At 68.2% G+C, this 26,665-nt stretch carries 18 protein-coding genes and 4 pseudogenes; 12 read left to right on the plus strand and 10 right to left on the minus strand.

Features of this window, described 5'->3' with window-relative positions; genetic code table 11:
• The first annotated feature begins 19 nt into the window (after nt 1-19).
• Nucleotides 20-973 (plus strand): 2,3,4,5-tetrahydropyridine-2,6-dicarboxylate N-succinyltransferase, encoded by a 954-nt coding sequence (gene dapD, locus L6444_RS23250; RefSeq protein WP_236977509.1) that lies wholly within the window; start codon nt 20-22, stop codon nt 971-973.
• On the opposite strand, the gene L6444_RS23255 is transcribed toward dapD, so the two are convergent.
• Together L6444_RS23255 and L6444_RS23260 are read right to left on the minus strand one after the other, a co-directional pair.
• On the minus strand, nt 948-2,225 hold the full coding sequence (locus L6444_RS23255; protein WP_236984358.1) for an MFS transporter: 1,278 nt from the start codon (nt 2,223-2,225) through the stop codon (nt 948-950). The two genes, dapD and L6444_RS23255, sit on opposite strands and share 26 nt — an antisense overlap.
• Nucleotides 2,226-2,473: 248 nt before the next feature.
• A pseudogene (locus tag L6444_RS23260) lies at nt 2,474-3,441 on the minus strand (cytochrome c oxidase assembly protein).
• Nucleotides 3,442-3,621: 180 nt separating this feature from the next.
• Between L6444_RS23260 and L6444_RS23265 the strand changes: the two are divergent.
• Nucleotides 3,622-4,643 (plus strand): annotated as a pseudogene (locus tag L6444_RS23265) (VWA domain-containing protein).
• 31 nt (nt 4,644-4,674) lie between these two features.
• Nucleotides 4,675-5,688 (plus strand): VWA domain-containing protein, encoded by a 1,014-nt coding sequence (locus L6444_RS23270; RefSeq protein WP_236977512.1) that lies wholly within the window; start codon nt 4,675-4,677, stop codon nt 5,686-5,688.
• A gap of 16 nt (nt 5,689-5,704) precedes the next feature.
• Here L6444_RS23270 and L6444_RS23275 read toward each other — a convergent pair whose 3' ends face one another.
• From L6444_RS23275 to L6444_RS23295, 4 genes and pseudogenes are all read right to left on the minus strand, one after another.
• The gene (locus L6444_RS23275) at nt 5,705-7,108 is read right to left on the minus strand and encodes an acyl-CoA synthetase (protein ID WP_236977513.1); all 1,404 of its coding nucleotides are present in this window, start codon (nt 7,106-7,108) and stop codon (nt 5,705-5,707) included.
• A gap of 10 nt (nt 7,109-7,118) precedes the next feature.
• Nucleotides 7,119-8,027, minus strand: coding sequence for an alpha/beta fold hydrolase (locus L6444_RS23280; RefSeq protein ID WP_236977514.1), 909 nt, complete (start codon nt 8,025-8,027; stop codon nt 7,119-7,121).
• Nucleotides 8,028-8,111: 84 nt separating this feature from the next.
• Nucleotides 8,112-10,333: pseudogene (locus L6444_RS30265) on the minus strand (CaiB/BaiF CoA transferase family protein).
• Nucleotides 10,330-11,786 (minus strand): annotated as a pseudogene (locus L6444_RS23295) (aldehyde dehydrogenase family protein). The pseudogenes L6444_RS30265 and L6444_RS23295 overlap by 4 nt, the downstream one beginning before the upstream one ends.
• A 232-nt stretch (nt 11,787-12,018) precedes the next feature.
• Here L6444_RS23295 and L6444_RS23300 point away from each other — a divergent pair.
• The 8 genes from L6444_RS23300 to L6444_RS23335 are packed head-to-tail and all read left to right on the plus strand — an operon-like array spanning nt 12,019 to nt 18,695.
• Complete coding sequence (locus L6444_RS23300) at nt 12,019-13,176, plus strand: cytochrome P450 (RefSeq protein ID WP_236984362.1); 1,158 nt, start codon at nt 12,019-12,021, stop codon at nt 13,174-13,176.
• Between the two features lie 3 nt (nt 13,177-13,179).
• Nucleotides 13,180-14,382, plus strand: a complete 1,203-nt coding sequence (locus L6444_RS23305; RefSeq protein ID WP_236977515.1) for an acyl-CoA dehydrogenase family protein — start codon at nt 13,180-13,182, stop codon at nt 14,380-14,382.
• On the plus strand, nt 14,383-14,925 hold the full coding sequence (locus L6444_RS23310) for an FAS1-like dehydratase domain-containing protein (RefSeq protein WP_236977517.1): 543 nt from the start codon (nt 14,383-14,385) through the stop codon (nt 14,923-14,925).
• On the plus strand, nt 14,925-15,323 hold the full coding sequence (locus L6444_RS23315; protein WP_236977518.1) for a Zn-ribbon domain-containing OB-fold protein: 399 nt from the start codon (nt 14,925-14,927) through the stop codon (nt 15,321-15,323). The genes L6444_RS23310 and L6444_RS23315 overlap by 1 nt, the downstream gene beginning before the upstream one ends.
• Nucleotides 15,324-15,325: 2 nt before the next feature.
• Nucleotides 15,326-16,429, plus strand: a complete 1,104-nt coding sequence (locus L6444_RS23320) for an acyl-CoA dehydrogenase family protein (RefSeq protein WP_236977519.1) — start codon at nt 15,326-15,328, stop codon at nt 16,427-16,429.
• On the plus strand, nt 16,430-16,897 hold the full coding sequence (locus L6444_RS23325; RefSeq protein ID WP_236977520.1) for a MaoC family dehydratase: 468 nt from the start codon (nt 16,430-16,432) through the stop codon (nt 16,895-16,897).
• On the plus strand, nt 16,894-18,057 hold the full coding sequence (locus L6444_RS23330) for a lipid-transfer protein (protein ID WP_236977521.1): 1,164 nt from the start codon (nt 16,894-16,896) through the stop codon (nt 18,055-18,057). Before L6444_RS23325 ends, L6444_RS23330 begins: the two co-directional genes overlap by 4 nt.
• A gap of 5 nt (nt 18,058-18,062) precedes the next feature.
• Nucleotides 18,063-18,695 carry a TetR/AcrR family transcriptional regulator gene (locus L6444_RS23335; protein WP_236977522.1) on the plus strand — a complete coding sequence of 211 codons (633 nt, stop codon included), beginning with the start codon at nt 18,063-18,065 and terminating at the stop codon, nt 18,693-18,695.
• A gap of 8 nt (nt 18,696-18,703) precedes the next feature.
• On the opposite strand, the gene L6444_RS23340 is transcribed toward L6444_RS23335, so the two are convergent.
• Together L6444_RS23340 and pruA are read right to left on the minus strand one after the other, a co-directional pair.
• Nucleotides 18,704-19,663: a proline dehydrogenase family protein gene (locus tag L6444_RS23340; RefSeq protein WP_236977523.1), complete on the minus strand. Its 960-nt coding sequence runs from the start codon at nt 19,661-19,663 to the stop codon at nt 18,704-18,706.
• The gene (gene pruA / locus L6444_RS23345) at nt 19,663-21,297 is read right to left on the minus strand and encodes an L-glutamate gamma-semialdehyde dehydrogenase (RefSeq protein WP_236977524.1); all 1,635 of its coding nucleotides are present in this window, start codon (nt 21,295-21,297) and stop codon (nt 19,663-19,665) included. The genes L6444_RS23340 and pruA overlap by 1 nt, the downstream gene beginning before the upstream one ends.
• A gap of 82 nt (nt 21,298-21,379) precedes the next feature.
• On the opposite strand from pruA, the gene L6444_RS23350 reads away from it, so the two are divergent.
• Nucleotides 21,380-22,954, plus strand: coding sequence for a PucR family transcriptional regulator (locus L6444_RS23350; RefSeq protein WP_236977525.1), 1,575 nt, complete (start codon nt 21,380-21,382; stop codon nt 22,952-22,954).
• Here the strand turns inward: L6444_RS23350 and L6444_RS23355 are convergent.
• Both L6444_RS23355 and L6444_RS23360 read right to left on the minus strand, forming a co-directional pair.
• Entirely contained in the window at nt 22,951-25,509 is a 2,559-nt protein-coding gene (locus L6444_RS23355; RefSeq protein ID WP_236977528.1) for a PEP/pyruvate-binding domain-containing protein, read from the minus strand. The genes L6444_RS23350 and L6444_RS23355 overlap by 4 nt on opposite strands.
• On the minus strand, nt 25,494-26,474 hold the full coding sequence (locus tag L6444_RS23360; protein WP_236977530.1) for a DUF7065 domain-containing protein: 981 nt from the start codon (nt 26,472-26,474) through the stop codon (nt 25,494-25,496). The genes L6444_RS23355 and L6444_RS23360 overlap by 16 nt, the downstream gene beginning before the upstream one ends.
• Nucleotides 26,475-26,665: the final 191 nt, after the last annotated feature.

A 26,665-nucleotide genomic window follows, 5' to 3' on the forward strand; every position in this document is an offset into this window, starting at 1 on the left:
GCGAGCGGTCAAAGTACCCTTGTCGACCGTGACTGGAGCTGTAGGCATCGGCCTGGCGACGCTGGCCTCCGACGGAGCTGTCCTGGACGCTTGGTTCCCGGCGCCGGAACTGGCCGAATCGGGCGAGTCCGCCACGTCGCGACTGGCGCTCTCGGATGTGCCCGCCGAACTGGCCGCCCTGGTCGGCCGCGACGACGACCGCCGCACCGAAACCATCGCCGTGCGCACCGTGATCGGGTCGCTGGACGACCAGGCCGCCGACGCGTACGACGCCTACCTGCGGTTGCATCTGCTGTCGCACCGCCTGGTCGCGCCGCACGGGCTGAACGCCGGCGGCTTGTTCGGAGTATTGACCAATGTGGTCTGGACCAATCGCGGCCCCTGCGCTGTAGAGGGATTCGAGGCGGTGCGGGCCCGGCTGCGCCGGCACGGTCCGGTGACGGTGTTCGGCGTCGACAAGTTTCCGCGGATGGTCGATTACGTGCTGCCCACGGGTGTGCGGATCGCCGACGCCGACCGGGTGCGCCTGGGCGCGCACCTGGCGCCGGGCACAACGGTGATGCACGAGGGCTTCGTCAACTTCAATGCCGGCACCCTGGGAGCGTCCATGGTGGAGGGCCGCATCTCGGCGGGCGTGGTGGTGGGCGACGGATCCGATATCGGCGGCGGCGCCTCGATCATGGGCACCCTGTCCGGCGGCGGTGAGCAGGTGATCTCGATCGGCAAACGCTGCCTGCTGGGCGCCAACGCGGGACTGGGCATCTCACTGGGCGACGACTGCGTGGTGGAGGCCGGGCTGTACGTCACCGCGGGCACCAAGGTCAGCACGCCCGACGGCAACACGCTGAAAGCCGCCGAACTGTCCGGCGGCAGCAACTTGCTGTTCCGTCGCAATTCGCTGAGCGGCGCGGTCGAGGTGGTGCCGCGCGGCGGTCAGGGCATCGCGCTCAACGAGGACCTGCACGCCAACTGATCACCGTTCCGTTGGTTTCGGGCAGCAGGTAGGTGCATGCCAGGCTGGTGGCGACCAGCCCCGCCAGCAACACTCCCACCGACCAGCTGCCGTAGCTGCCGATCAGCGTCCCGGCGATCAGCGGCGGCACCGCGCCGCCGGCGATACCGCCGAGATTCACTGACAGCGCCGACCCGGTGTAGCGGTAGCGGGTGTCGAACAATTCCGGGATGAACGACGCGGTGGGGCCCGAGCCGATCCCGACCAGGCCGTAGATCCCGACGATTGCCACCGCATAGCCCACCGGGCTGCCGGTGCCGATCAGCGGCATCACCAGCAGCGACCAGGGCAGGCAGGCGCCGTAGCCGAGCAGCATCAGGCGGCGGCGACCGTACCGGTCGCACAGCATGGCCGACGTCGCTACCGACGCGATGCTGACCAGCCCGCCGAGCACCCCGACCGACAGGATGAAGACCCGGGAAAACCCCAGGTGGTTGTGCGTATAACCGGGCAGGAAGGTGCTGGCCATGTACACCAGAGCGAACGGGGTCAACACGCTGCCGGCGCCCAGCAACACCTCGCGGCGCTGCAGTCGCAGCACCTCCGCCACCGGCGCGTCGGGCACCAGGTTGCGCGCCTTCTCCACGGCGAACACCGGTGTTTCCTCGATGTTGAGCCGCACGTAGAGGGCGATCACGATCAGCACGGCGCTGATCAGGAACGGCACTCGCCAACCCCAATCCAGGAACGCCCGGCTGTTCTCGCCGATCGTGAAGCTGACGCCGAGGAAGGTGATGCCGGCAATCACGGTGGCGGTGCCCCCGCCGATCAGGGTGAACATGCCGTACCGGCCGCGTTTGTCGGGTGGCGCGGACTCCACGCTGAGCAGAGCTGACCCGGCCCATTCGCCGCCGACGGCGAAACCTTGCAGCAAACGTAAACCGGCCAGCATCAGCGGCGCGACGGCGCCGACCTCGGCGGTGGTGGGCACCAGCCCCACCGACACCGTCGAGACGGCCATGATCAGCAGGGTGGCCATCAGGGTCTTCTTGCGGCCCAACCGGTCGCCGTAGTAGCCGAACACCGCTGCCCCCAGCGGTCGCGACAGGAATGCCGCGGCAAATGTGCCCATGGAGGCGACGGTGGCCACGGTGGGGCTCAGATGCGGAAAGAACACCACCGGGAACACCAGTGCGGCGGCGGTGCCGTAGATGAGGAAGTCGTAGAACTCAATCGCCGAGCCGACGTAGCAGGCCAGCGCCACCCGCGCCATCGAGTTGGTGCGGGGTTGGTCGGCCGCGGTGACCACGGCGGCGCCGAGTTCATCGTTGCGTCGATTCACGCTGACGACGGTAGGGCAAGCTCCGCGGGAACGCCCGTGCCTGGGGCTACCAAATTGCTGCGAGTCCCGTCACGATTTAGGCACGCCGGGGTGAACAAGGTGATCGTTCCCACCGATCAAACCGGGAGTTCGCTGCCAATTTGCTGTGCGTTTCGTCAGTCGCGTGCCGGGAGGGGTCGTCAACGTCGCCCGAATCGTTCCCGCAGCTCGGGATCCTGCTCCCACCACAGCGTTGACGGTGGGGCGCCGTCGGAGTGGCTCGCGGCCTCGTCCGATGCTGTCGCGTCGTTCCCGCTCATCTCCTGCAGCTCGTCCAGCCGGCTGTCGATGTCGAGAGCGTGAGCTTGTTCATCGCGGGACAACGCACGCATCAGCAACAGCAAAAACGGCCAGGCGACCAGATCGCCCATGATCCACAGCACGCCGGCGCCGATCGTCTGATCGAGCCGCTGATCGGGACCCCAGGTGCGGGCCGCGTAATAGCCGGCCGCGATCAGCGATCCCTGCCAGATGACCAGCCCCAGCACGCCGTCGCCCAGCGCCTCGGCGACGGTGATCAGCAGCGAGATCAGCTGGGAGTATCGCCGCGGCACCGGGTCGGCTTGCAGGCGGGCATAGAAATACCCGAATCCAATGGCTACCAGAAGTATTCGCGTCGGGGCGCCGACCCATTCATGCTGCAGCGCCGCCTCGTACCAGGGTGTCAGATAAAGCAGCCACGGCGTGGCGAGCATTCCCAGCGACGTCGTCAGCGGGTGCGCGAACACTCGCGCGGGCGGGCTGGCCAACAGCTGTTCGAACCGGTCGCGCCCAGCCGGGCGCAGCGCCTCACACACCACGGTCACCGGTCGGCCCAGCGCGAGAAACAGCGGCACCACGTAGAGCAGCAGCAAAACCTGCAGCGCACGCATCCAGAACAGGGCATAGGCGTATGCGCCGATTGCGCTCAGCGTCGCCACCGCCCACAGCGCCAAGCCGACGCTGAAGCACACGGCGTGTCCCGACCGGACCGATCTCGTGCCGTGTCGCCCCTGTCGGTAACAGCGGAGCACCCGGCCGCTACCACGATGGTCAAGACGGACGTGACGTCCACCTGCCCGGTCAACACGCCCGAACTCCACGTCAATGGGCCGGGATCGATACGCACAATCTGCAACGGTATTGCGGATCGCGGCCGTTCTACCACCCCGCTCGGGCGCGCCGCTGCACTCAGTTAACGCTTGTACGATCGAGCACTCGATATCGAAGTGGGGAAACCGCCCGGCTCTGCCGCGGTAACCGACATGCTGGAGGTCAGCCGGATGGTCCTACCCGCCATGGACTCGTGATGACCATTCCGGGATTGGGCCTGGTGTCCGTTTCAGGGTTCGAACGGCCATGGCTGTTCCTGCTGTTGTTGATCCCCCTGGGTTTGGCGGCCCTGTACGTATGGGCCTCGATCAGGCGCCGCCGCCGACTGCAGCGCTTCGCCGATCCCGAGCTGCTGGCGACGGTGGCGCCGCGTCGTCCGTCGCCGTGGCGGCACGTGCCCATGGCGGTGATGCTGGTGGCGCTGGCACTGCTCACGGTGGCATTGACCGGGCCGTCCCGCGACATCAAGGTGCCCCGAAACAGGGCGGTGATCATGCTCGCCATCGACGTGTCCCAATCGATGCGTGCGACCGACGAACCGCCCAACCGCCTCGATGCGGCCAGGCGGCGGCGGCCAAGCGGTTCGCGCAGCAGTTGACCCCCGGGGTCAACCTCGGTCTGATCGGTTTCTCCGGAACGGTCAACGTGCTGGTGTCGCCGACGCCCGATCATGCGGCCACCGTCGCCGCGCTGGACAACCTGCGCCCCGGTGACTCGACGGCGATCGGTGCGGCGCTGACCGCGGCGCTGCAATCGGTGGCGACCGTGGCCGCTGTGCTCCGCAGTGGGGATGCGCCGCCGCCGCCCGCGCGCATCGTGCTGCTTTCCGACGGCAAAGAGAACAAGCCGGAGAACCCGGACAACTCGGGCAGCCCGCCCGGCGCTTACGTCGCCGCGCGATCCGCGAAGGACCAGGGGGTGCCGGTTTCGACCATCGCCTTCGGTACCCGGGCGGGCACGGTGGAGCTGGCGAATCAGCAGGTGCCGGTGCCGGTGGACGACTCGATGCTCAAACGCATCGCCGAACTCTCCGGCGGGCAGGCGTATCGGGCGTCGAACGTCGACGATCTCAACCGCAGCTATAACGCGGTGCAACAGCAGGTCGGCTACCAGACCATCCAGGGCCCGGCCAGCGCGGGCTGGTTGCGGCTGGGTGTGCTGGTGGCCACCATCGGCATGCTGCTGGGCTTGCTCCTCAATCGCCGGTTGCCCGCCTGATGTTCGGCCCGCCGAGGGAAGTCGGTTCTCGATGAATTTGCCAATGCTGGGTCCACTGAGCTTTTCCGGGTTCTCCGACGCCTGGCTGTTCCTCTACTTGGCGGTCGTCGCCGTCCTGATCGCGGCCTACGTGCTGGCGACGTTGGCCCGGCGCAGACGCGTGATGCGGTTCGCCAATATGGCGCTGCTCGAACAAATCGCGCCGGCGCGGCCGCCGGCCCGATGGCGGCATCTGCCGGCGGCACTGCTGGTGGCGGCGCTCGCTCTGCTGACCACCGCGATGGCCGGGCCCACCCACGACATCCGCATCCCACGCAACCGCGCGGTCGTCATGCTCGTCATCGACGTCTCCGAGTCGATGGTCGCCACCGATGTTGCACCGAGTCGCATCGAAGCGGCCAAAGCCGCCGGCAAGGCCTTCACCGATGAGCTCACCCCTGGCATCAACCTCGGGCTCGTTGCATTCGGTGGCACCGCAACGCTGCTCGTGCCACCCACCACCAACCGCGACGCGATGAAGGCGGCGATCGACCGATTGCAACCTGAAGAGCGGACCGCGACCGGCGAAGCGATATTCACTGCGCTGCAAGCCATCACCACCGTCGTCGGGATGATCGGCGGCGGCGACGGCAAACCGCCGCCCGCGCGTATCGTGCTCGAATCCGACGGCAAGGAAACCGTCCCGGTGGATTTGAACGCGCCCCGCGGGGCTTTCACCGCGGCGCGCGCCGCCAAAGAGCAAGGTGTGCAGATCTCGACAATCTCGTTCGGCACCCTCGAGGGAACCGTCAACCTCAACGGGACCGACATTCCGGTCCCCGTTGACGACGAGTCGCTGGCCCAGATCGCCGAATTGTCCGGCGGGCGCGCTTTTCAGGCCCGCAACTTCGAGCAGCTCCAGCAGACGTACGCCGCCTTGCAGCAACAGATCGGGTACGAAACCGTCAAAGGCGACGCCAGCGCGGCCTGGATCGGCCTGGGTGTCGTGTTGCTGGCCGCCTCCCTGGCCGCAGCCGCCTTGCTGAACCGGCGCCTGCCGGACTGACTTTGGCCGAACGCCACTAACCCTCGGCCATCAGCTGCTTTTTCAGCACTTTGCCCAGGGCGTTGCGCGGCAGCTCGTCCACGATGCGTACCTCACGCGGTCGCTTGTGCACCGAAAGTTGTTCAGCGACAAAGGTGATCAGCTCATCCGGAACGGCGGAGCCGACGACGTAGGCGACGATCCGCTGACCCAGGTCTTCATCGGGCAGCCCCACCACGGCGGCTTCGTCCACGCCCGGATGCCCGAGCAGCACGGTCTCGATCTCGCCGGCGCCGATGCGGTACCCACCGGATTTGATCAGGTCGACGGACTCGCGCCCGACGATGCGATGCATTCCCCCGCCGTCGATGACGGCGACGTCGCCGGTGCGGTACCAGCCGTCGGTGGTGAATGCCTCCGCGGTCGCCTCGGGACGGTTCAGGTACCCGTCGAACAGGGTGGCGCCCCGAACCTGCAGCTTGCCGACGGTCTCGCCGTCGTGTGGCACCGGATCGCCGTGGTCGTCCACCAGCCGGGTCTGCACCCCGGTCAACGGGAACCCGACCCAGCCCGGGCGGCGTTCGCCGTCGGCGCGGGTGGACACGGTGATCAGCGATTCCGACGCGCCGTAGCGTTCGATCGGGCGGTGTCCGGTCAATGCCTCGAGTCGCTCGAACACCGGGACCGGCAGCGCCGCACTGCCCGATACCAATAACCTTGCGGTCCTTAATGATTCGGCTGCGCTAGAGTCGGCGACCAGCCGCGACCACACCGTCGGCACCCCGAAGTACAGCGACCCGCGCGCCGCCGCGTACCCGGCGGGCGTCGGTTTTCCGGTGTGCACGAAGCGATTTCCCACCCGCAAGGATCCGAGCAAGCCGAGGACCAGACCGTGGATGTGATACAGCGGCAGCCCGTGCACCAGCACGTCGTCGGCGGTCCACTGCCAGGCCTCGGCCAACGCATCCAGGTCGGCGGCGATCGCTCGGCGGCTCACCTGCACCCCCTTGGGCAGGCCGGTAGTGCCGGAGGTGTAGACCACCATCGCCGGCGCGTCGGGCGACGGCTCGGCGTAGCGATGCCAAGAACGTGCATGCAGCCGCACCGGAATGTGTTGCAGCCCATCGGGATCGTCCGGCTGCGGCCCCAGCCACGCCTGGGCGCCGGAGTCGGTGAGCATGTGCCGGCGTTCGGCCACTCCGACGTCGGCGGGCACCGGGACGAACGGCACACCGGCGATCAGGCAGCCGACGACCGCCAGCACGGTCGACGCCGTGGGCGCGGCCAGCACCGCGATCATCCGGGCGCCGGCCACCCGCTCGGCCACCGACGTCGCGGCGCCCACCAGGTCGCCGCGACTGAGCCGGAACCCGTCGATGCTGACCGCGTCGGGGATGTCGTCGGCGGTCGCCGCCGCGGGATTCAGCGAGGTCAGCAGCACGCCAGTGAGGCTACCGACCCTCGTCCCAGATCTTCATCAGGGTGGCCAGGATCTCCTCGCCGCGGCCCAGCCCGGCCAGATGGCTCTCCTCGGGCAGGTGGAACAGCTCGGCGTCGGGCAGTCGCGCGACCACGTGCTCGCCGTGGGAGAACGGGATGATGTGGTCGTGGTCGCCGTGCCACCACCGCACCGGAACCTTGACTTCGTCGAGCCGGAATCCCCAGTCCCGGGCGAACAGGATGACGTCGTTGAACGGCGCCGCCAGTTGCTTGCGGCTGCCGTTGAGTAGGTCGTCGAGGAACATCGCCTTGAACTCGGGCCGGGTCAGCAGGTGCCGGTCGGCCTCGGGTGAGAGCAGGGCGTACACCTCCAGCGCGCTGGACGCGACGGGCCGGATCGACTGGATCAGCATGCTCGCGCCGATGCGCAGCGGGTTGCCGCCGAACTTCAGCAGCGGCGCGACCCGCAGGCCAAGGGTCATCGCCCCGCCGCTGATCGCGTCGGGCCCCTGGGTGGGCGCCACTCCCCCGAGCACGCCGAGGGCCACCACCCGGTCGCTCAGCCGCGCGCCGCAGGCCAGCGCGTAGGGGCCGCCACCGGACAGGCCGACGACGGCCATCTTCTCGATGCCGAAGGTGTCGGCGATGGTGCGGAGGTCTTCGGCGAACTCCGAGATGGCCTCGTAGCGGTGTGGCGTCGAGGAACCGATGCCGGGACGGTCGATGCCGATCAGCCGGATGTCGTGGTGTTCGGCGTAGACGCGGGCCTCGGTGGGGATCTGCCGCCGGGCGCCCGGCGTGCCGTGCAGCCAGAACACGGCGCGCCCCTGGGGGGCGCCGAATTCGGCGAAACCGATCTGACGGTTCTCGCCGACGGCGATGTTGCCTTCGATCTTGGGGCGATCGATCGCGACAGACATGGCGGGGCGCCTTTCTCTGCGGGTGCGTCTTCGCGGGTGCGTTGACGCGTCCGGAATCTTACTGGTGCGGCTCGACGCGATTCACTAGGCGTTGAGCACTCGTTCACCGATGATCCGCTGCGCGCGCAGTTCGGCCAGTTCGTCGGGGGAAAGCCCCAACGCGCAAAGAATCTCGTCGTTGTGCTGGCCGAGGGTGGGCGGCGGGGTGCGGTGATGCCGGGCGGGTCCGGGGGTGATGCGAAACGGCCAGCCGGGAAAGCGCCGCGGCCCGGTGACGGGGTGCTCGAACTCTTCGTAGAACCGCCGGGCATCGAGCTGGGCGAAATCGCACATCCGGTCCCCGGTGGTGACTTGCTCTGCCGGAATTCCTTGCGCGCGAAGGCTTTCGACGACGGCCGCCGCCGTCTGGGTGCGGGTCCAGGCGGCGACCAGCTCGTCGAACAGGTCGTGGTCGATGCCGCCCGCGTCGGGCAAGGACAGGGCCACCCAGGTCTGGTCTTCGTGGGTCGGATACACGCCCTGCAGCCAGCCGCGCCGACGGTTGCCTTCGCGGGAACGCACTACGCCGTTCATCGAATACTCGATCACCGGTTCGGCGGTCACCGCGGCGGCGACCTCGATCTGGGCGACCTCGATCAGCCGGCCCTTCCCGGTACGGCGGCGGTGTCGCAGGGCGGCCAGCAGCGCGACCCCGGCGTGCACGCCGACGATGGGGTCGGCCGGGCCCTGCAGGTTGCACGGCGGTCCGTCGGCGTACCCGGTGGCGGCGGTCATCCCGGAGGTCTGCTCGATGTTCAGCGCCCAGCCGACGTAGTCACGCCACGGCCCATCCAGTCCGAAACCGGGCATCCGGACCGCGATGACATCGGGCCGCAGTTTCACCAGCGATTCGTAGTCCAGACCGAACTGCTCCACCACCCGCGGGGAGAAATTCTCCACGACCACGTCGGCCTGTGCGGCCAGTCGCTGGGCGATGTCGCGACCGCGATCGGTGGTCAGGTCGAGGGTGATGTCCTTCTTGTTGAGGTTGGTCGCCTGCCACAGAGCGCTGCGCTCGTACCAGTCGTCCCCCTCGAACGGGTAAGCGCCCGAATACCTGTGGCCGTCCGGCCGCTGGATGGATTCGACCTTCACGATGTCGGCGCCGAACGCGCCGAGGTAGCAGGTCAGGTAGGCGCCAGCCCAGAAGGTGCTCAGGTCGAGCACCCGAAGCCCTTCGAATCCCGGCGGCGAGTGCGACGGGGCTGCAACCTGCGGCCCGGGATTTCGCGGTGCGGTTACCTTCGCGGACCGGGAGAACCGGAACGGCGAACCCGGCCGGGTGAAACCACCGGTCGCCACGAAGAATCCGCGTTTGGCGTACTGCGGCGACTCCAACACGGTGGCGCCGTCGTTGACCGGCGCGGCCGGGATCCGCATGGCCTGGCTCAGTTCGACGAGTTCGGCGACGGTCTGCGCGGCGAGCAGCGGCTCCGCCCTGGCGAAGAACTCGGCGCGCTGCGGGCCGCCCATCATGATGGCGAGCTGGTGTTCACCGAACTCCGGCAGGCCCAGCATCGCGCAGACGTCGAGCCAGTGCTGCCCGGTCAGGCAGTTGATGCCCACCCAGCCGTCGGCGGCGCGCACCACCCCAGCATCGGCGCGGCCCGGATATTCGGCGGCAGCCCAAGGCTTTCCATCCGTTCGGCCATCAGCATCGGGTAGGGCAGCGTGGCGAGCAGCGACTCGAATTCCGAGACGTCGACGCACCGGAAGCCGGACCCGGGAAACCGCAGCGCGGTCAGCGCAGCCAGCGCCCCGTAGGCGCCCGGAACATATTCTGAGATTCGGGCGCCGGCCTGCACCGGCGGGCGGTCCGGGTCGCGGGCGCTGATCCAGCCGGATACCGCCTGCATGGTCAGCGGCGACGCCACGCGGTCACGCCAGGGCCCGGACTGACCGAATGCAGAAATGCTCACCAGCACCAGATTCGGGTTGAGGCGGGCCAATTCGCCGGCGCCCAGCCCCCACCCGGCCAGGGTGCCGGGCGGTAGATTCTCGACCAGCACCTGCGCCGACGCGATCAGGGCACCGGCCTCGTCCAGGCCGGCAAACCGTTTGCCCGTGTTGAGGTATTCGAACAACCCCGACCGCTGCGGGTCCGGCACCCCGTCCCGGAAGGGTCCCCACCGCCGCAGCGGATCCCCTTGCGGCGGCTCGATTTTAACGACCTCCGCACCCAGATCCACGAAAAGCTTTGTGGCGTAAGGGCCGGAGATCTCGGTGGCGATTTCGACGACGTGCAGGCCCGCGAGGGGTCCACTCACGCGGGAACCCCGATCGCCATCGGCTCCATGTATTGGTGTACCCCGGTGATGCCGCCGCCCTCGCGTCCCAGCCCGCTCAGCTTGAAACCGCCGAACGGCGCGGCACCCGCACCGCATCCGTTGACCGCGACCTGTCCCGTCCGGATGCGACGGGCCACACCGACCGCCCGGTCCACGTCGCCGCCCCACACCGCGCCGGACAGCCCGTACTGCGAGTTGTTCGCGATCTCGATTGCGTCCCGGTCGTCGCGGTACCGGATCACGCTGAGCACCGGGCCGAAGACTTCCTCTTGTGCGATAACCGAATTCGGTTGCACGCCGGTGAGAATAGTCGGCTCGAAATAGAAGCCGACGTCCAGCCCGGCCGGCCGCCGGCCCCCCGGTGGCGAGCTGGGCCCCCCTCGTCGAGCGCCCCGGCGACGTGCGCCTCGACCCGGCCCCGTTGGGCGTCGCTGATCAGTGGTCCCATCTGCACCTCGGGATCGGCGGGGTCGCCCACTTTGACGGCACGGGCCATCGCCACCAGACGTTCGACGACGTCGTCGTGCAGCGAATCGGGCAGCAGCAACCGGCTTTGCAGGATGCAGGCCTGTCCGGAGTGCAGCGAGCAGCAGTCGAACAGCAACTGCTGCAACATCTCGTCGGTGACCTCGGTGTCGTCCAGGATGATGCACGCCGACTTGCCGCCCAACTCCAGCAGGATCCGCTTGAGCGTGTCACCGGCGGCCGACATCACCTGCCGCCCGACCACGCTGCTACCGGTGAAGCTGACCATGTCGATGCGCGGGTCGGTGGTGAGCAGCCGGGCCGCCTCGACGCTCGACGGCGTGACGACGTTGACCACGCCGGGCGGGATGTCGGTGTGCTCGTCGATCAGCCGCGCCAGCGCCAGCCCCGCCACCGGGGTGAGCGGGGACGGCTTGAGCACCACGGTGTCCCCGGCGGCCAGCGCGTGGTTGAGCTTCATCACGTTGAGGCAGTGCGGGAAGTTCCACGGGGTCAGGATGGACACCACGCCCAACGGCGCGTGCCGCAGCACCGTCTTGCCGGCGCCGATCCCGGTCACCTCTTCGTCAACCAGCTGGGTGGCCAGTTGGGCGGCGTGCATGGACATGAACGCCGCACCGTCGATCTGCATCAGCCGCTCGTTCTCGGTGCATCCCCATTCCGCCCGGGACAGCGCGAAGAAGTCGTCGGCGTACTTCAGCAGCGCCTGGCCGAGTTGGTTGAGGCACTCGGCGCGGTCTGCGGCGGTCATAGTCGCCCAGGGACTGTCGTCGAAGGCGCGGCGGGCGGCGCCGATCGCCGCACCGACCTGGTCGACGCTGGCGTCGGGTGCGGTGGCGATGACCTGTTCGGTGACGGGTGAGATGTCTTGGTAGCGGCCGTCTTCGGGTTCGACCCACCGGCCGTCGATGTAGAGCTGGTAGGTGTCAACGAGCGTCGGTAGCATCTGCGTCCTCACCGAAATGTCGGTCATCTGTCCCCTTGGTGTACACCCGCGCACACCCTGCGTCAATCGTCGATCATCTGAAATTCAAGGTATTTCAGTGTGTTGAGGGCGTATTGACAGAGCATGTCGCCGGGTAGTAGACACGATGCGCAGGACACTTTCCCCAAAAGTGTCGGATCGGAGAATCCTGAGCGTGCGCGCCGATGCTGAGCTGCACTCACCGGAATTCCCACTGCACTCCCCCGACTTCTACGCCGGCGACCCGTATCCGGCCTACCGGCAGCTGCGCGCGACGTCGCCGGTGCTGTGGAACGACGTCACCAATTTCTGGGCGCTGCTCAAGTACGAGGACATCCGCTTCGTCTCCAGCAACCCGGCGCTGTTCACCTCCACCAAGGGCATCAGCATCCCCGACCCGCAGCTGCCGAACCCGGTGCAGGAGGGCAACCTCATCTTCACCGACCCGCCCCGGCACCGGCAGATGCGCAAACTGATCAACGCCGGGTTCACCCGCCGCCGTGTTGCGGTGCTCGAGCCCAAGATCCGTGAGATCGTGCGCGGCATCCTCGACCAGGTCCAGCCCGATTCGGTGCACGAGTTCGCCGAAGAGATCGCCGCCCCGCTGCCCACCCGGATGATCGCCGAGTTGATCGGCGCGCCGCCCGATGACTGGGAGCAGTTCCGCGCCTGGTCGGACGCCGCCACCGGGACGGCTGATCCCGAGATCGAGCTCGATCCGTTCGTGGCCATCGGCCAGCTCTTCGAGTACTTTCAGAAACTGATCGCCGCCCGGCGCGCGGATCCGCGCGACGACCTGCTGTCGGTATTGGCCGAAGCAGAGATCGACGAACACCGCCTCAGCGACGAAGACCTGCTGAACTTCACCTTCCTGCTGCTGGTTGCCGGCAACGAAACCACCCGCAACCTGATCGCGCTGGGCACCTTGGCGCTGATCGGCCATCCCGAACAGTGCCGGCTGCTGGTGGCCGACCCCACGCTGATCCCGGCGGCGGTCGAGGAAATGCTGCGCTTCACCAGCCCGGTGGTGAGCATGTCCCGGGTCGCGACCCGCGACGTCGAGTTGCGCGGCCAGCTGATCCGCGAGGGCGAGGTGGTGTCGATGCTGTACGGCTCGGCCAACCGCGACGAGGACGTATTCGGCAGTGACGCCGAGGAATTCAAGGTGACCCGGCATCCCAACCCGCACATCGCGTTCGGCTGTGGCGAACATTCCTGCATCGGAGCACAACTGGCACGGCTGGAAGCCACCGTGCTGTTCGAGGAGTTGCTGCGCCGCTTTCCCCGCCTGGAACTCGTCGGCGAGGTCGACCGGATGAAGGCCACCATGGTGCCCGGGGTCAAGCGGATGCCGGTACGGCTGGGAGCCTGAGGGATGGATCTGGAGTACACGCCCGAACAGCAGCGGCTGCGCGCGCAGATGCGCGCCACCCTGGAACAGGTCATGACGCCCGAGCGCGTCGCCGCGATCGGCAAGAACATCGAGGGCGGCCCCGCGGTGCGGGAGTGCGTCCGCGCCCTCGCCGCGGCCCACCTGTTGGGTGTCGGCTGGCCCAAAGAATATGGCGGACAAGGCTTCTCGGCGATCGAGCAGTATATCTTCGGCGAAGAGGCGCGCCGGGCGGGGGCGCCGATCCCGCTGGTGACACTCAACACCGTCGGGCCGACGCTGATGCAGCGCGGTACCGAGGAGCAGAAGCGCACGTTCCTGCCGGCGATCCTGGACGGCAGTGTGGAGTTCGCCATCGGGTACTCCGAGCCGGGCGCCGGCAGCGACCTGGCTTCGATACGTACCACCGCCGTGCGCGACGGGGATCACTACGTGATCAACGGTCAGAAGATGTTCACCAGTGGCGCCGCCTACGCCGACTACATCTGGCTGGCCGTCCGGACCGACCCGAATGTCAAGAAGCACAAGGGCATTTCGATTCTAATCGTGCCTACCTCGGCACCGGGATTCTCCTGGCAACCGCTGCACACCATGCCGGGAGTCTCCACCTTCTACACGTTCTACGACGACGTGCGGGTGCCGGTCAGCGCGCTGGTGGGCGAGGAGAACCAGGGGTGGCAACTGATCACCACCCAGCTGAACTTCGAACGCGCCGCATTGGGCAATCTGGGCGCGCTCGAGCCGCTGTTCGAGAAGACGCTGCAGTGGGCTTGCAGCACCGAGCTCGACGGCGCCCGGGTGATCGACCAGCCGTGGGTGCAGCTCGCCCTGGCCCGGGTCGAAGCTCAAGTTGCCGCATACAAATTGGTCAACCTGCGGGTGAACGCTGCGATGACCAAAGGTGTGCTCAGCATGGGCGAAGCCTCTGCGGCCAAGGTGTTCGGCACCGAGCTGACCCAGCAGGTCGCCCGGCAGCTGCTGGAAGTGCTCGACGGCAACGGGGTGCGCCGCGGCACCGACGCACCGCTGCGCGGCGCCCTGGAGACCGCGTACCGTCAAGCCGTCATCAACACCTTCGGCGGCGGCGCCAACGAGATCCAGCGGGACATCATCGCCATGGCGGGCCTGGGCATGCCGCGCGCACCGCGTGACCTACGCGCCACCGCCGACAAAGGAGGATCGAGCTAAGTGACCGACTCAGAGCTTCAGGCCAAGGTGCAGGCATTGGTCGGCAAGCCCACCGGTGGCAGCGGAAAACCCTCGGTGGCACCGGATCCGGTGAATCAGCCGATGATCCGGCACTGGGCGTACGCCATGGACGACCTGAACCCGGTGTACATCGACCCCGACTTCGCGGCGACGTCGCGGTTCGGCGGCATCGTGTCGCCACCGGTGATGCTGCAGACCTGGACGATGCCGTCGCCCAAGCTGGAAGGAATCGGCGACCGCGGCGGCGCGCCGATCGAGATCAAGAGCAACCCGACGGCCTTCCTGGACGAGGCCGGTTACACCAGCACCGTGGCCACCAACTCCGAGTTCGAGATCGAACGCTACCCGCGGCTGGGTGATCTGATCAGCGCGACGACGGTGTACGAGTCGGTGTCGGACGAGAAGAAGACGGCGCTGGGCACCGGGTTCTTCCTGACCTGGCTGACCACCTACACCAACCAGCACGGCGAAGTGCTGGGCCGGCAACGCTTCCGCGTACTTCGATTCAGGCCGGCCCGCTGATGGCGACCCGAATGGCGCCGGCCATCAGCCCGGATACCGAGTTCTTCTGGAATGGCTTGCGGGACAACAAGTTGCTGATCCAGCGCTGCGACGGGTGCGGGGTGCTGCGTCACCCACCCCGCCCGATGTGCCCGCATTGCCGGTCGCTGGAGTGGGAGACGGTGCCGGCGTCCGGCCGCGGCACGGTGTACAGCTACGTGATGCCGCATCAGCCACGCGTTCCGTTCTTCGACTACCCCTACATCGTGGTGCTGGTCGAGCTGGAGGAAGGAGTGCGGCTGGTGTCGAACCTGACCGACATCGACCCGGCTGAGGTGAAAGTCGGGATGCCGGTGCAACTCTACTTCCAGAGTTTCGACAACGACCTGACGCTGCACCAGTTCCGGCCGAGCCGGTAGCCATGGACTTCACCTTCACCGAGGAACAGGAGACCATCGCCAAGCTGGCCCGCGACGTCTTCGAGCGCCGCGCCACGCCGGAGCGGCTCAGCGAGCTGGAAGCCGGCGACATCCGCTACGACGCGGCGTTGTGGCAGGAACTGGCCGCCGCGGACCTGCTCGGGACGGCGCTGCCGGAGTCGTTGGGCGGCAACGGCGGCGGCTTCGTCGAACTGGGGGTGCTGCTGGCCGAGGTCGGGTGGAGCGTGGCCCCGGTGCCGGCGTATCCGACGCTGGTGCTCGGCGCCGACCCGATCGCCCGGCACGGCACTCCCGACCAACAGCAGCGCTACCTGCCCGACATCGTTGCCGGGCAACGTATCCTCAGTGCCGGCCTGGCCGAGCCCGGACGCTCCGACCCGGCACACCCGGCCACCACCGCACGCCGGGACGGGGGAAACTGGCGGCTCGACGGAATCAAGGAACTGGTACCGGCCGGACAATTGGCCGACACGATCCTCATCCCCGCGGCTCTGGACGACGGCAGCGCCGGCCTGTTCCTGGTGGCGACGGACGCCCCCGGTGTGCAGGTCCGGCCGGTCCCGACCACCAACCGCGAACCCCACGCCGACGTATTCCTGGACGGCGCAACCGTTTCCGAGGACGACCGGCTCGCCGGCGATGTCGATTCGCTTCACACCCGGGCGTTGGTGGCGCTGTGCGCCGTCCAGCTGGGTGTGGCCGACCGTGCGCTGCACATCGCTGCCGAGTACACCACCGGGCGGGAACAGTTCGGCCGGCCGATCGGCAGCTTCCAGGCCGTGCAGCAGCGGATGGCCGACGGTTTCATCGACGTCGAGGCGATGCGCTGGACCACCTGGCACGCGGCCTGGCTGGTCGCCCACGACCGGCCGGCCGACCGAGCCGCCCGCATCGCGAAGTTCTGGGCCGCCGAGGCCGGTGCACGGGTCACCGCGACCGCGCAGCAGGTACACGGTGGCATCGGGATCGACGTCACCTATCCCCTGCACCGCTACTTCCTGTGGGCCAAGCACAACGAGCTGAGCCTCGGTCCCGCCTCCCAGCAGCTGGCCCGCCTCGGCGCGACCTATCCGGAAGGACTGTAGATGACGACCACCACCAGCCGAACCAGCACGCTCAATTGGGCGGACATCGAAGTCGGCGACCAACTCACCTCACTCGAAATCCCGATCAGCACAACGAAAATCGTCGCCGGCGCGATCGCGTCCAGGGACTTCATGCCGGTGCACCACGACCGTGACTACGCCAACAAGCAGGGCTCGCCGGACTTGTTCATGAACATCCTCACCACCAACGGCTACTGCGTGCGGTTCCTCACCGACTGGGCCGGCCCGGAGGCGATGGTCAAGAACCTCTCGATTCGCCTCGGCGTGCCGTGCTTTCCGAACTCCACGCTGAGCTTCACCGGCACCGTGACCAAGAAGACGGCGGGTGACCCGGCCGGTCCAGCGGGCGAGAACTTCGTCGAGGTGACCTTCCGCGGCTGCAACGACCTCGGCGACCACGTCTCGGGAACCGCGGTGCTCAGCCTGCTCGACGGAACCCGCGCGTGAGCAGCACGCTGCCGGGCAAGTGCGCAATCGTCGGGATCGGGCAGACCGAGTTCTCCAAGGAGTCCGGGCGCAGCGAGCTCCAATTGGCCTGCGAGGCGGTCAGTGCCGCACTCGACGACGCCGGGCTGGCGCCCAGTGACGTCGACGGCATGGTCACCTTCACCATGGACTCCAGCGACGAGATCGAGATCGCCCGCAACGTGGGCATCGGCGACCTGAGCTTCTTTTCCCGCGTCCATCACGGCGGCGGCGCGGCGGCAGGCACCGTCGTGCACGCGGCGATGGCCGTGGCGACCGGCGTCGCCGAGGTGGTGGTGTGCTGGCGGGCGTTCAACGAGCGGTCCGGCTTCCGGTTCGGCGGCAGCGGCCGCACCAGCGCGGAGACTCCGTTGTTCATGGCGCATTACGCACCGTTCGGGCTGATCACCCCGGCGGCGTGGGTGGCTCTGCACGCCCAGCGCTACATGTCCACCTTCGGGGTCACCAACGAAGATTTCGGCCGGATCGCCGTCGTCGACCGCGCGCACGCGGCCCGCAATCCCGACGCGTGGTTCTACGAGCGGCCGATCACGCTGGAGGACCACCAGAATTCCCGCTGGATCGTCGAACCGGTGCTGCGCCTGCTGGACTGCTGCCAGGAGAGCGACGGAGGTGTGGCGCTGGTGGTCACCAGCGCCGAGCGGGCACGGGACCTGCGCCGGGCGCCGGCGATCATCACCGCCGCGGCCCAGGGCGCGGCCGCCAACGGCGAGATGATGACCAGCTACTACCGCGACGACATCACCGGCTTGCCGGAGATGGGAGTGGTCGCCGACCGGCTCTGGCGTGACTCGGGTTTGAAGCCGCAGGACATTCAAACCGCGTTCATCTACGACCATTTCACGCCGTTCGTGTTCACCCAGCTCGAGGAACTCGGATTCTGCGGACGCGGCGAAGCCAAGGACTTCGCGACGGTGCAGCGGCTGTCGCTGGGCGGCGAGTTCCCGATCAACACCAACGGCGGGCTGCTCGGTGAGGCCTACATCCACGGCATGAACGGCATCACCGAGGGCGTCCGGCAGGTGCGGGGCACCTCCTACAACCAGGTCGAGAACGTCGAGCACGTGCTGGTCACCTCGGGTACCGGAGTGCCGACCAGCGGGCTGATCCTGGGGCGCTGAGCGCAATGACCACCGGGGCCGCCGACTTGAGCCAGGCGAACGACACCCGCGAACTCATCATCGAATCCGCTTACGCCTGCTTCGCCAAGCACGGGCTGCAGAAGACGACGATCGTCGACATCGCCAGAGCGGCGAACGTATCCCGCAGCACCGTCTACGAATATTTCAGCGACAAGCGCGCGATCCTGGAGGCCTGCGCCGAGAACGCGTCGGAGGAGTTCTACCGGGAGATGTCCAAAGCCATGAATCACGGTGATTCGTTGGAGGACAAGCTGTGTCGGGCCGCGGTGTTCGTGACGCAGGCAAGCCGCGCGTTCGCTTCGGAGAAGTTCTTCGACGAAGAGGCACTCAGCCTGCTGCTGACCAAGGACGCCGCCGTACTGCTGCGCGAATGCGCCGAGTTCTTCGCGCCGCATCTTTCCGCCGCCAAGCTCACCGGTGAGGTCCGCAAAGACCTCGACGTGGCGGCGGCCGGGGAGTGGTTTGCCCGAATCCTGTTCTCGCTGTTCAGCACGCCGTCGTCGACGCTGGACATGGACGATCCGGCGGTGGTCGCCGATTTCGTGCGTGCGCACGTGGTGCGTGGCTTCGCCGACGACCGCACCCGAACGCCCAGGGGCGCACCGAAGGTGCGGTGAGCCAGAGATCAGGCTCGATGCCGCAGCGCCCGCAGGAAGAAGCCCAGGTTTGCCGGCCGCTCGGCCAGCCGCCGCATGAAATAGCCGTACCACTGAGTGCCGAACGGCACGTACACCCGCACCTGACTGCCCGCGCCCGCCAGCCGCCGCTGCTCGTCGTCGCGGATGCCGTACAGCATCTGGTACTCGAAATCGTCGACACCACGCCCTGATTCGTGTGCCAGACGCGGGACCTCGGCGATGATCGCGGGGTCGTGGGACGCCACCATCGGATAGCCACGACCGTCCATCAGTACCCGCAGGCAGCGCAGGTACGAGTCGGTGATCGCGTCGGCATCCCGGTAGGCGACCGAGGCCGGTTCGTCGTAGGCGCCTTTGCACAGCCGCACCCGGGCATCGGCGAGGTCGCGGCAATCGCCGACCGAGCGAATCAGATAGGCCTGCAAGACCGTTCCCAGCCAGGGAAAGTCCGCGCGCAGATCACCGGAGATCGACAGCGTCGCATCGGTGGTGCGGTGGTCCTCGGCATCCACCGTGACCCAGGCACCCACCGCGCCGGCCCGCTCGCAGATGATGCGGGCGTTGTCCAGCGCGATCTTCCCGCCGTCCCGCTGCAGCGCCTGACCCAGCGCGGACAGCTTGACCGACACCTCCAGCGGCCGCACACCCGCATGCGCGGTGTCCGCCCGCCGGCCCAGCGCTTCGAGCAACTCCAGGTATGCCCGCACGGTGGCCGCGGCATCCTCGGCGTCGGTGACGTTCTCCCCCAGATAGTCGATGCTGATGTACCTTCCGGAATCCCGCAGTGCGGCAACGATTTCCAGGACGCTGTCCAGGCTGTCCCCGGGGACGAACCGGCGCACCACCCGACGCGTCACGGCCGAGTGCTCGACGAAGCGACGCAACCCGTCGGCCCGGCCGGCCGCCAGCAGCGCCGGGCGCGCGGTGTGGGCGAACACCCCGGACATCAGAGGTCCCCGGCCATGTGCGGGTAGGTGTGCTCGGTGGCGGGCACGAACGTCTCCTTGATGGTCCGGGCGGAGGTCCAGCGCAGCAGGTTCAGCGGTGACCCGGCTTTGTCGTTGGTGCCTGATCCGCGCGACCCGCCGAACGGTTGGCGCCCGACCACCGCCCCGGTCGGCTTGTCGTTGACGTAGAAGTTGCCCGCGGCGAACCGCAGCCGCTCCGATGCGGTCAACACGGCCGCACGGTCGTCGGCGATCACCGCGCCGGTCAGCGCGTACCGCGACCCGCTGTCGACGACGCCGAGAATTCGCTCGTACTGATCGTCGGGGTAGACGTGCACCGACAGCAGCGGACCGAAGTACTCGGTGGCGAACGACTCGTCGGTCGGGTCGTCGGACAGCAGCACGGTGGGGCGCACGAAATAGCCTTCGCTGTCGTCGTATTCGCCGCCGACCGCAATGGTGACAGCCGCCGCACCCTTGGCCCGCTCAATCGCGTCGACGTTCTTGGCGAAGGCGCGGCGGTCGATGAGCGCACCGCCGAAGTTGGTCAGGTCGGTGATGTCGCCGTAGGTCAATGTTGCCGCAGTGTGCAGGAACTCGTCGCCCATCCGCTGCCACACCGAGTGCGCGACGTAGGCCCGGGACGCCGCCGAGCACTTCTGGCCCTGGTAGTCGAACGCTCCCCGGATCAGCGCCGTGGCCAGTACTTCGGGGCGGGCCGATGCGTGCGCGACCACGAAGTCCTTGCCGCCGGTCTCCCCGACCAACCGCGGATAGCTCTGGTAGGCGGTGATGTTGGCGCCGACCCGCTGCCACAGCTGCCCGAAGGTGGCCGTCGAACCGGTGAAGTGGATGGCCGCCAGCCGCGGATCGGCCAGCGCCACATCCGATACCGCGTACCCGTCGCCGGTGACCAGGTTGACCACGCCGGGCGGCAGGCCCGCGGCTTCCAGCAGTTGCATGGTCAGATATGCCGACAACGTCTGCGTGACAGCCGGTTTCCACACCACGGTGTTGCCCATCAGCGCAGGCGCGGTCGGCAGGTTGGCCGCGATCGAGGTGAAGTTGAACGGCGTGATCGCGTAGACGAAACCGTCCAACGGGCGGTAGTCGCTGCGGTTCCACTCCCCCGGGCCGCTGATGGGCTGCTGCGCCAGGATCTGCCGGGCGAATGCGACGTTGAACCGCCAGAAGTCGACCTGCTCGCACGGCGCGTCGATCTCGGCCTGGTACACCGATTTCGACTGCCCGAGCATGGTGGCCGCGGCGATCTTCTCCCGCCACGGCCCGGCCAGCAGGTCGGCGGCACGCAGGAACACCGCGGCACGTTCGTCGAAAGGTGTGGCGGCCCAGCCCGCCTTTGCGGCCATGGCCGCCTCGACGGCGGCGGTGGCCTCAGCGTGGGTGGCGTTGGTCAGCGTGCCCAGCCGGGCGGCGTGCCGGTGTGGCTGGACGACGTCGATCCGGTCTCCGTCTCCCATCCGGTGCCGTCCGGCGATCACGTGCGGCAGCTCGATCGGATCACCGGCCAGCGCGGCCAGTTCAGTGAGCAGTCGGCGGCGTTCGGGTGATTTCGGTGCGTAGTCGTGGACCGGCTCGTTGGCCGGCATCGGTACCTGGGTGATGGCGTCCATGCAGGTCAGAATCCCCGGTGCGGGTCGCCATTCGGTTGGCTGATCGGACAACATTTGCACCAGCTGCTAGTAGAATCAGCCAATGAACGGTGCGGGTGTGGGTCTCGGTCGGCTCTTGCTGGCACTGGACGCCACCATGGTGAGCCTGGTGCAGGCGCCCCGCGGCCTGGATCTTCCGGTGACCTCGGCCGCACTGATCGACTCCGACGACCTGCGGCTGGGCCTGGCCGCCGCCGCGGGCTCGGCCGACGTGTTCTTTTTGCTCGGCATCGGCACCGATGAGGCGGCGCGCTGGATCGCCGGCCAGCACAGCACGCCGATCGCGGTGTTCGTCAAAGATCCGTCCGCGGCGTTGGTGACCGCGGCGGTGCGAGCCGGGTCAGCGGTGGTGGCCGTGGAGCCGCAGGCCCGCTGGGAACGGCTGTACCAGCTGGTCAACCGGGTTCTTGAGCATCACGGCGATCCCGCGGGCGACGACCCGGGCACCGACCTGTTCGGCCTGGCGCAATCGCTGGCCGACCGCATTCACGGCATGGTCAGCATCGAAGACGCGCAATCCCACGTGCTGGCGTATTCGGCGTCCAGCGACGAGGCCGATGAACTGCGCCGGCTGTCCATTCTGGGCCGCGCCGGTCCGCCGGAGCACCTGAAGTGGATCGGCCAGTGGGGCATCTTCGACGCGTTGCGCGCCGGCGGTGAAGTGGTGCGCGTCGCTGAACGTCCGGAACTGGGGCTGCGCCCACGGCTGGCGATCGGCGTCCATCAACCGACCGACCCGCGGGGCTTCGTCGGCACCATCTGGGTGCAGCAGGGCTCTCGTCCGCTGGCCGACGACGCCGACGCGATGCTGCGCGGCGCCGCGGTGCTGGCCGCTCGGATCATGTCCCGGCTGGCCGCCCGGCCGTCCCACCAGACGCGGCAGGTTCAGCAGCTGCTCGGCCTGCGCGACGGTGAACCCACCGACGCCGTGGGCATTGCCCGCGAACTCGGCCTGCCCACTGCCGGCGACGCCGCGCTGATCGGGTGGGACGCCCTCGCGCCGGCTGCACCCGCCGCCCGGTTAGCCGACGTACTGGCGTTGAGCGCCAGCGCTTTTCGCCACGACGCTCAGGTCGCGGCCAACGGCTCGCGGATCTACACGCTGCTCCCGGCGATCTCGACGCCCCGCGCGATCGCATCCTGGGTGCGCGGCACCATCGGCGCGCTGCGCGCGGAACTGGGCGTCGAACTGCGTGCGGTCATCGCCGCGCCGGTCGCCGGTTTGGGTGCGGTGGCCGGGGCGCGAGCCGAGGTGGATCGGGTGCTGGACAGCGCCGAACGCCACCCCGGCGCCCTGAGCCGGGTCACCGACCTGGCCGAGGCGCGCACCACCGTGCTGCTCGACGAGATCGTCACCCGCGTCCGGGCCGACCACCGCCTGATCGATCCGCGGGTGCGCGAGCTGCGTGACCGGGACCCGGTGCTGGCCGAGACTCTGCGCGCCTACCTGGACTGCTTCGGCGACATCGCCGCCGCGGCGAGCCGGCTGCAGGTGCATCCCAACACGGTGCGCTACCGGGTGCGCCGGGTGGAGAAGCTGCTGTACACCTCGCTGGCCGATCCCGATGTGCGGCTGCTGTTTTCGCTAAGCCTGCGAATGACCGAGCCGTCAGCCTAGGACGCGGCCGGCGGCTGCAGGGTGGCGTCGTCGACGACCTTCACCACACCCGCGGTGCCGTCGACGTCGACCAGCGTGCCGGTGGGCAGCGTGCTGGTCGCCGCTGGGACGGCGGTGACGGTGGGGAGGTGATATTCGCGCGCCAATATCGCACCGTGACTGAGCATTCCACCGCTCTCGGTGATCAGCCCGGCCAGCATCGGAAACACCGACGTCCAACCCGGGTCGATGGTCTTGGCCACCAGCACCTCCCCTGGCCGCACGTCGCCGAGGTCGGCCAGTTCCTCGACGCAGCGGGTGCGCCCGCGCGCCGACCCCCGGGACACACCGAGCCCGGTGATCGCGCCGGGCGATGCCTGGGCAACCGAATCGCCTTCACAGAGCTCGCCTTCGGTTTCGACATCGTCGAACAGGTAGGTGGCCGGAACCCGGTGGCGGTAGGTCAGATAGTTGCTGCGGCGCCGTTCCAGGGCCGCGTAGTCGATCGGATCGGCGGCGCCGGCCAGTGCCGCCCAGAACTCGTCGCCCGTCAGGAGGAACACGTCGTCGACGGCGCCCAGCAGGCCCCGTTCGACCAACCGCCTGGCCTGTTCACACACCAGCGCGCGGAGTTGCGCGTGCAGGTAATCCAGGTGATAGCGCTGGTTCTCGCGGTAGACGGTGAACACCTGGGTGCGCGCGCAGATGCTGCGAAAGAGCCTGGCCCGCAACCCCCCCAGGGGTTTGCGTCGCAAGCGCGTCACCACCTCGTTGAACGCGGCGACCCGGCGAGCAACGGCTTGCTGCTCGGCGATGCGAGGGTCCACCGACTGGGCGCCCGGCTGTAGTTGAGCGCGAATCAGCCCGAGGACCACGTCGGGCTGCTCATGCCACCGCGGCGAAGCGATCTCCCGGCTGGACGATCGGTGCCCGTGGGCCAGCAGGAAATCGGCGAACCGGCGACAGAACGGCGCTTGGGGGAAATCCCGCTGCAGTTGCGACCACGAACGCTGCTCGCACAGGGCGGCGGCCAGGGAGCCGTCCTCGCGGGCCAGCGCGGCCAATTCCCATAGCTGCGTGTTGATCTTGGCGGTATGGGTTCCCGGTAGACCACTGATCAACGCGGCATAGAGTGCGCCGTCTTCATCGCCGGCTTGCGACGCCAGCAGTCCGGCCAGCAACCGGTGCATGGTGCTGTTGTGCACACCCATTCCCCAGCGGATGATCCGGAAGTGATCCTGGGCGAAGGTCTCCACCTCGTCGACCTGTCTGCGCCACTCGCGCAGGTCCAGTGCCGAATAGTCCTGGCGCAGCTTGGGCACGATCAGCGCGTCGATCTGGGCGCAATGCCTGTCCATGGCCCGCAGGTTGCGGGCGGCCGACCCGCGTGCGCGGTCCCGGTACGGGCCCAGCGCGAACGCCAGAGTGCTGCCGGGGCGCCACGGTTCGGCCATGATGCGGTCCAGCCACAGCGGGGTGAACAGGTCGCCGAACATCTTGTGCCGCAGGCTTTTCGGGAAGGAGCCAGCCAGCCGAACCACGTAGCTGCCGTCCATGTACAGGTAGCCGTTCACCAGCTTGAACGGCTCCCGGACGGCCAGGTCCGGGCGGCCCTGCAGCAGCAGCATCTCGATGAACATCGGGATGTCCATCCACCCCGCGGTGAGGTCCGCGGTCAGCGGCAGCGCGTATTCGGACTTGTACTCGTCGCCCCACTTTCGCGACCACACATTGTCCGGTGTCGAGCTGGGCAGGCCGGTGATGGGGCGGTCCTGCAGGACGTAGACCAGCCCCTCCTCGATGGCCCATTCGAGGTCGCGTCGCGGTCCGATGGCGCGGATTACGACGGTGGCACAGTCGTAGAGCGCGGCCAAATCGTGTTCGTCCAAGGACGATTCAAGCTGCCGTTCGGGTGCCACGCATCGTTCGGTCAAGGACTTGTGATAGACCAACTCGACCCGCTTGGCGGCGATACGCCGCGTTCTGAGCCGGCCGGTGGAGCGCTCGACGACGTAGCTGTCGGGATCGACCCTGCCGGAGACCAGGGCCTCGCCCAGCCCCCACACACCGAGTCGATGACGATCTCGTCGGCGAACGGACGGCGGGGGGTTGGCGGTCAGCAGTACGCCGGCGGCGGTCGGCTGGATCATCCGCTGCACTACCAGGGCGATACCGCCGCCGGCATCGCAGTCGTGTGCGGCGCGGTAGACGTCGGCCCGCGTGGATTCATTCGCCGCCCAGCACTTTTCAATAGCCCGACGGATCTCCTCGAGCGATGCCAGGCCCAGCGCCGTCTCGTAGATCCCCGCAAACGAAGCGCCATCGAGGTCTTCGGCCACGGCCGAGGACCGCACCGCCCAAACAGCATCCGGATGGTCCGCCCGCACGTGCGCCCACCAGGAGTCCAGGTCGGCCAGAGCGGACTCGCGGGCAGCCGGGTCCAGTGAGATGTCAGCCGGGACCACCCAGGCCTCGGGCACCGTGAGTCCGGCGGCCAGCAACCGCACCAGACCGGCAGCCTTGCCACCCAACCGCTCTACCGCGGCGTCGGTGTGTGCGGTCAGACGCTCCAGCATGCGAGCTTTTCCCTCAGCGCCAGAGCCAGCACCGGCGCCAGATCCGGTAACCGCTGCAACGACTGCCGCCGATCCGCATGCCAGGCGTGTTCCATCACACCCACACCGGCGCGGTGCACGCCGTCGAGCTCGGTCTCGAACCGCGCGTGGGTCTCCTGCAGAAACAACCCCGTCTTGATCAGCGGCACCTGGGCCAGTGCGGTGGCGCGCACGTCGTAGTGAGTGCCGTCGGCGTCGGTGAGAAGGATGCGGGCCGCCCGGGGGACGTCGGGTATGCGCGTCCATTCGTATTCGACGACGGCCTGGGCCAACGGGCGGCATACCCCGTCGCGGTGGACGAAACCGGTTGCCACGCCGTCGGGCCCGATCAACGACAGCGTCGCATTGAACCCGAAGTCGGCTCCGAACAGTCCGGTGATCCACTCCCAGCCCGAAATCGAAGCCCAGTCCCGCGCGCCCCACGACTTGTCGCGCTGGCCCACACAGTCGACCTCGTACTCCTTGCCGCGGACGTGGATGCCACCGGTGACGGTACCGGCCTGCTCGAAGTGCATGGCCGCACCCGCGCCCGACCGGCCAGCGGTCCTCGGGCCGTCGTGGAAGTCGTGCGGTGGTGTCAGTGCGGTCCAATTCAGATCGACGCGGTTGCGGCCATCCAATCGAATATTCCATCGCGTCAAGGGTTCTCGCATGGTGAACGCCAGCTGCCCAGCCCGCAGCCCGCGGGTGGCGGGCTGGCCCAGCGCGGGATCGAAGCGTAGGCCCACGCCCGGGTAGACGTACTCGAGCTTGCCGTCTCGGACGGTCAGTAACAGGCCGTCGACGCGGCCGGCAGCCGGGTTGAAGCCGATGCGGGCCAACCCGAAGTACCGCTCGCCCGGGTCTGCCCAGTTGAAGTAGTAGCTCTCCTGCCAAGCCGGGTCGGGGCCGGGCTCGTGCAGTTGCTCGTCGGTGGGTGCGATCACGCGCCGACCTCCCCACTCGGTTGACAGTTGTCAAGCAACGTCGCGCTGCGCTTTCGGGTCGGCCCGATGCAAACATGTAGTCGAACCTGGGGCCCGGTCGCGCCCCCCTCCTGCTGGTCGGCAACAGTATCCAGCAGCCTGTCCAGCAACTCGTCTTCTTCGATGATGTTGGGGCGTGCCACCGATACAGC

The organism is Mycobacterium kiyosense (genome assembly GCA_021654635.1).
Lineage (GTDB): Bacteria > Actinomycetota > Actinomycetes > Mycobacteriales > Mycobacteriaceae > Mycobacterium > Mycobacterium kiyosense.

Coding starts and splice junctions, on each gene's coding strand:
- L6444_RS23255 (WP_236984358.1), bottom strand. CDS start 2,225: ATGGCGCGGGTGGCGCTGGCCTGCTACGTCGGCTCGGCGATTGAGTTC.
- L6444_RS23270 (WP_236977512.1), top strand. CDS start 4,675: ATGAATTTGCCAATGCTGGGTCCACTGAGCTTTTCCGGGTTCTCCGAC.
- L6444_RS23280 (WP_236977514.1), bottom strand. CDS start 8,027: ATGTCTGTCGCGATCGATCGCCCCAAGATCGAAGGCAACATCGCCGTC.
- L6444_RS23305 (WP_236977515.1), top strand. CDS start 13,180: ATGGATCTGGAGTACACGCCCGAACAGCAGCGGCTGCGCGCGCAGATG.
- L6444_RS23315 (WP_236977518.1), top strand. CDS start 14,925: ATGGCGACCCGAATGGCGCCGGCCATCAGCCCGGATACCGAGTTCTTC.
- L6444_RS23320 (WP_236977519.1), top strand. CDS start 15,326: ATGGACTTCACCTTCACCGAGGAACAGGAGACCATCGCCAAGCTGGCC.
- L6444_RS23325 (WP_236977520.1), top strand. CDS start 16,430: ATGACGACCACCACCAGCCGAACCAGCACGCTCAATTGGGCGGACATC.
- L6444_RS23335 (WP_236977522.1), top strand. CDS start 18,063: ATGACCACCGGGGCCGCCGACTTGAGCCAGGCGAACGACACCCGCGAA.
- L6444_RS23340 (WP_236977523.1), bottom strand. CDS start 19,663: ATGTCCGGGGTGTTCGCCCACACCGCGCGCCCGGCGCTGCTGGCGGCC.
- pruA (WP_236977524.1), bottom strand. CDS start 21,297: ATGGACGCCATCACCCAGGTACCGATGCCGGCCAACGAGCCGGTCCAC.
- L6444_RS23350 (WP_236977525.1), top strand. CDS start 21,380: ATGAACGGTGCGGGTGTGGGTCTCGGTCGGCTCTTGCTGGCACTGGAC.
- L6444_RS23355 (WP_236977528.1), bottom strand. CDS start 25,509: ATGCTGGAGCGTCTGACCGCACACACCGACGCCGCGGTAGAGCGGTTG.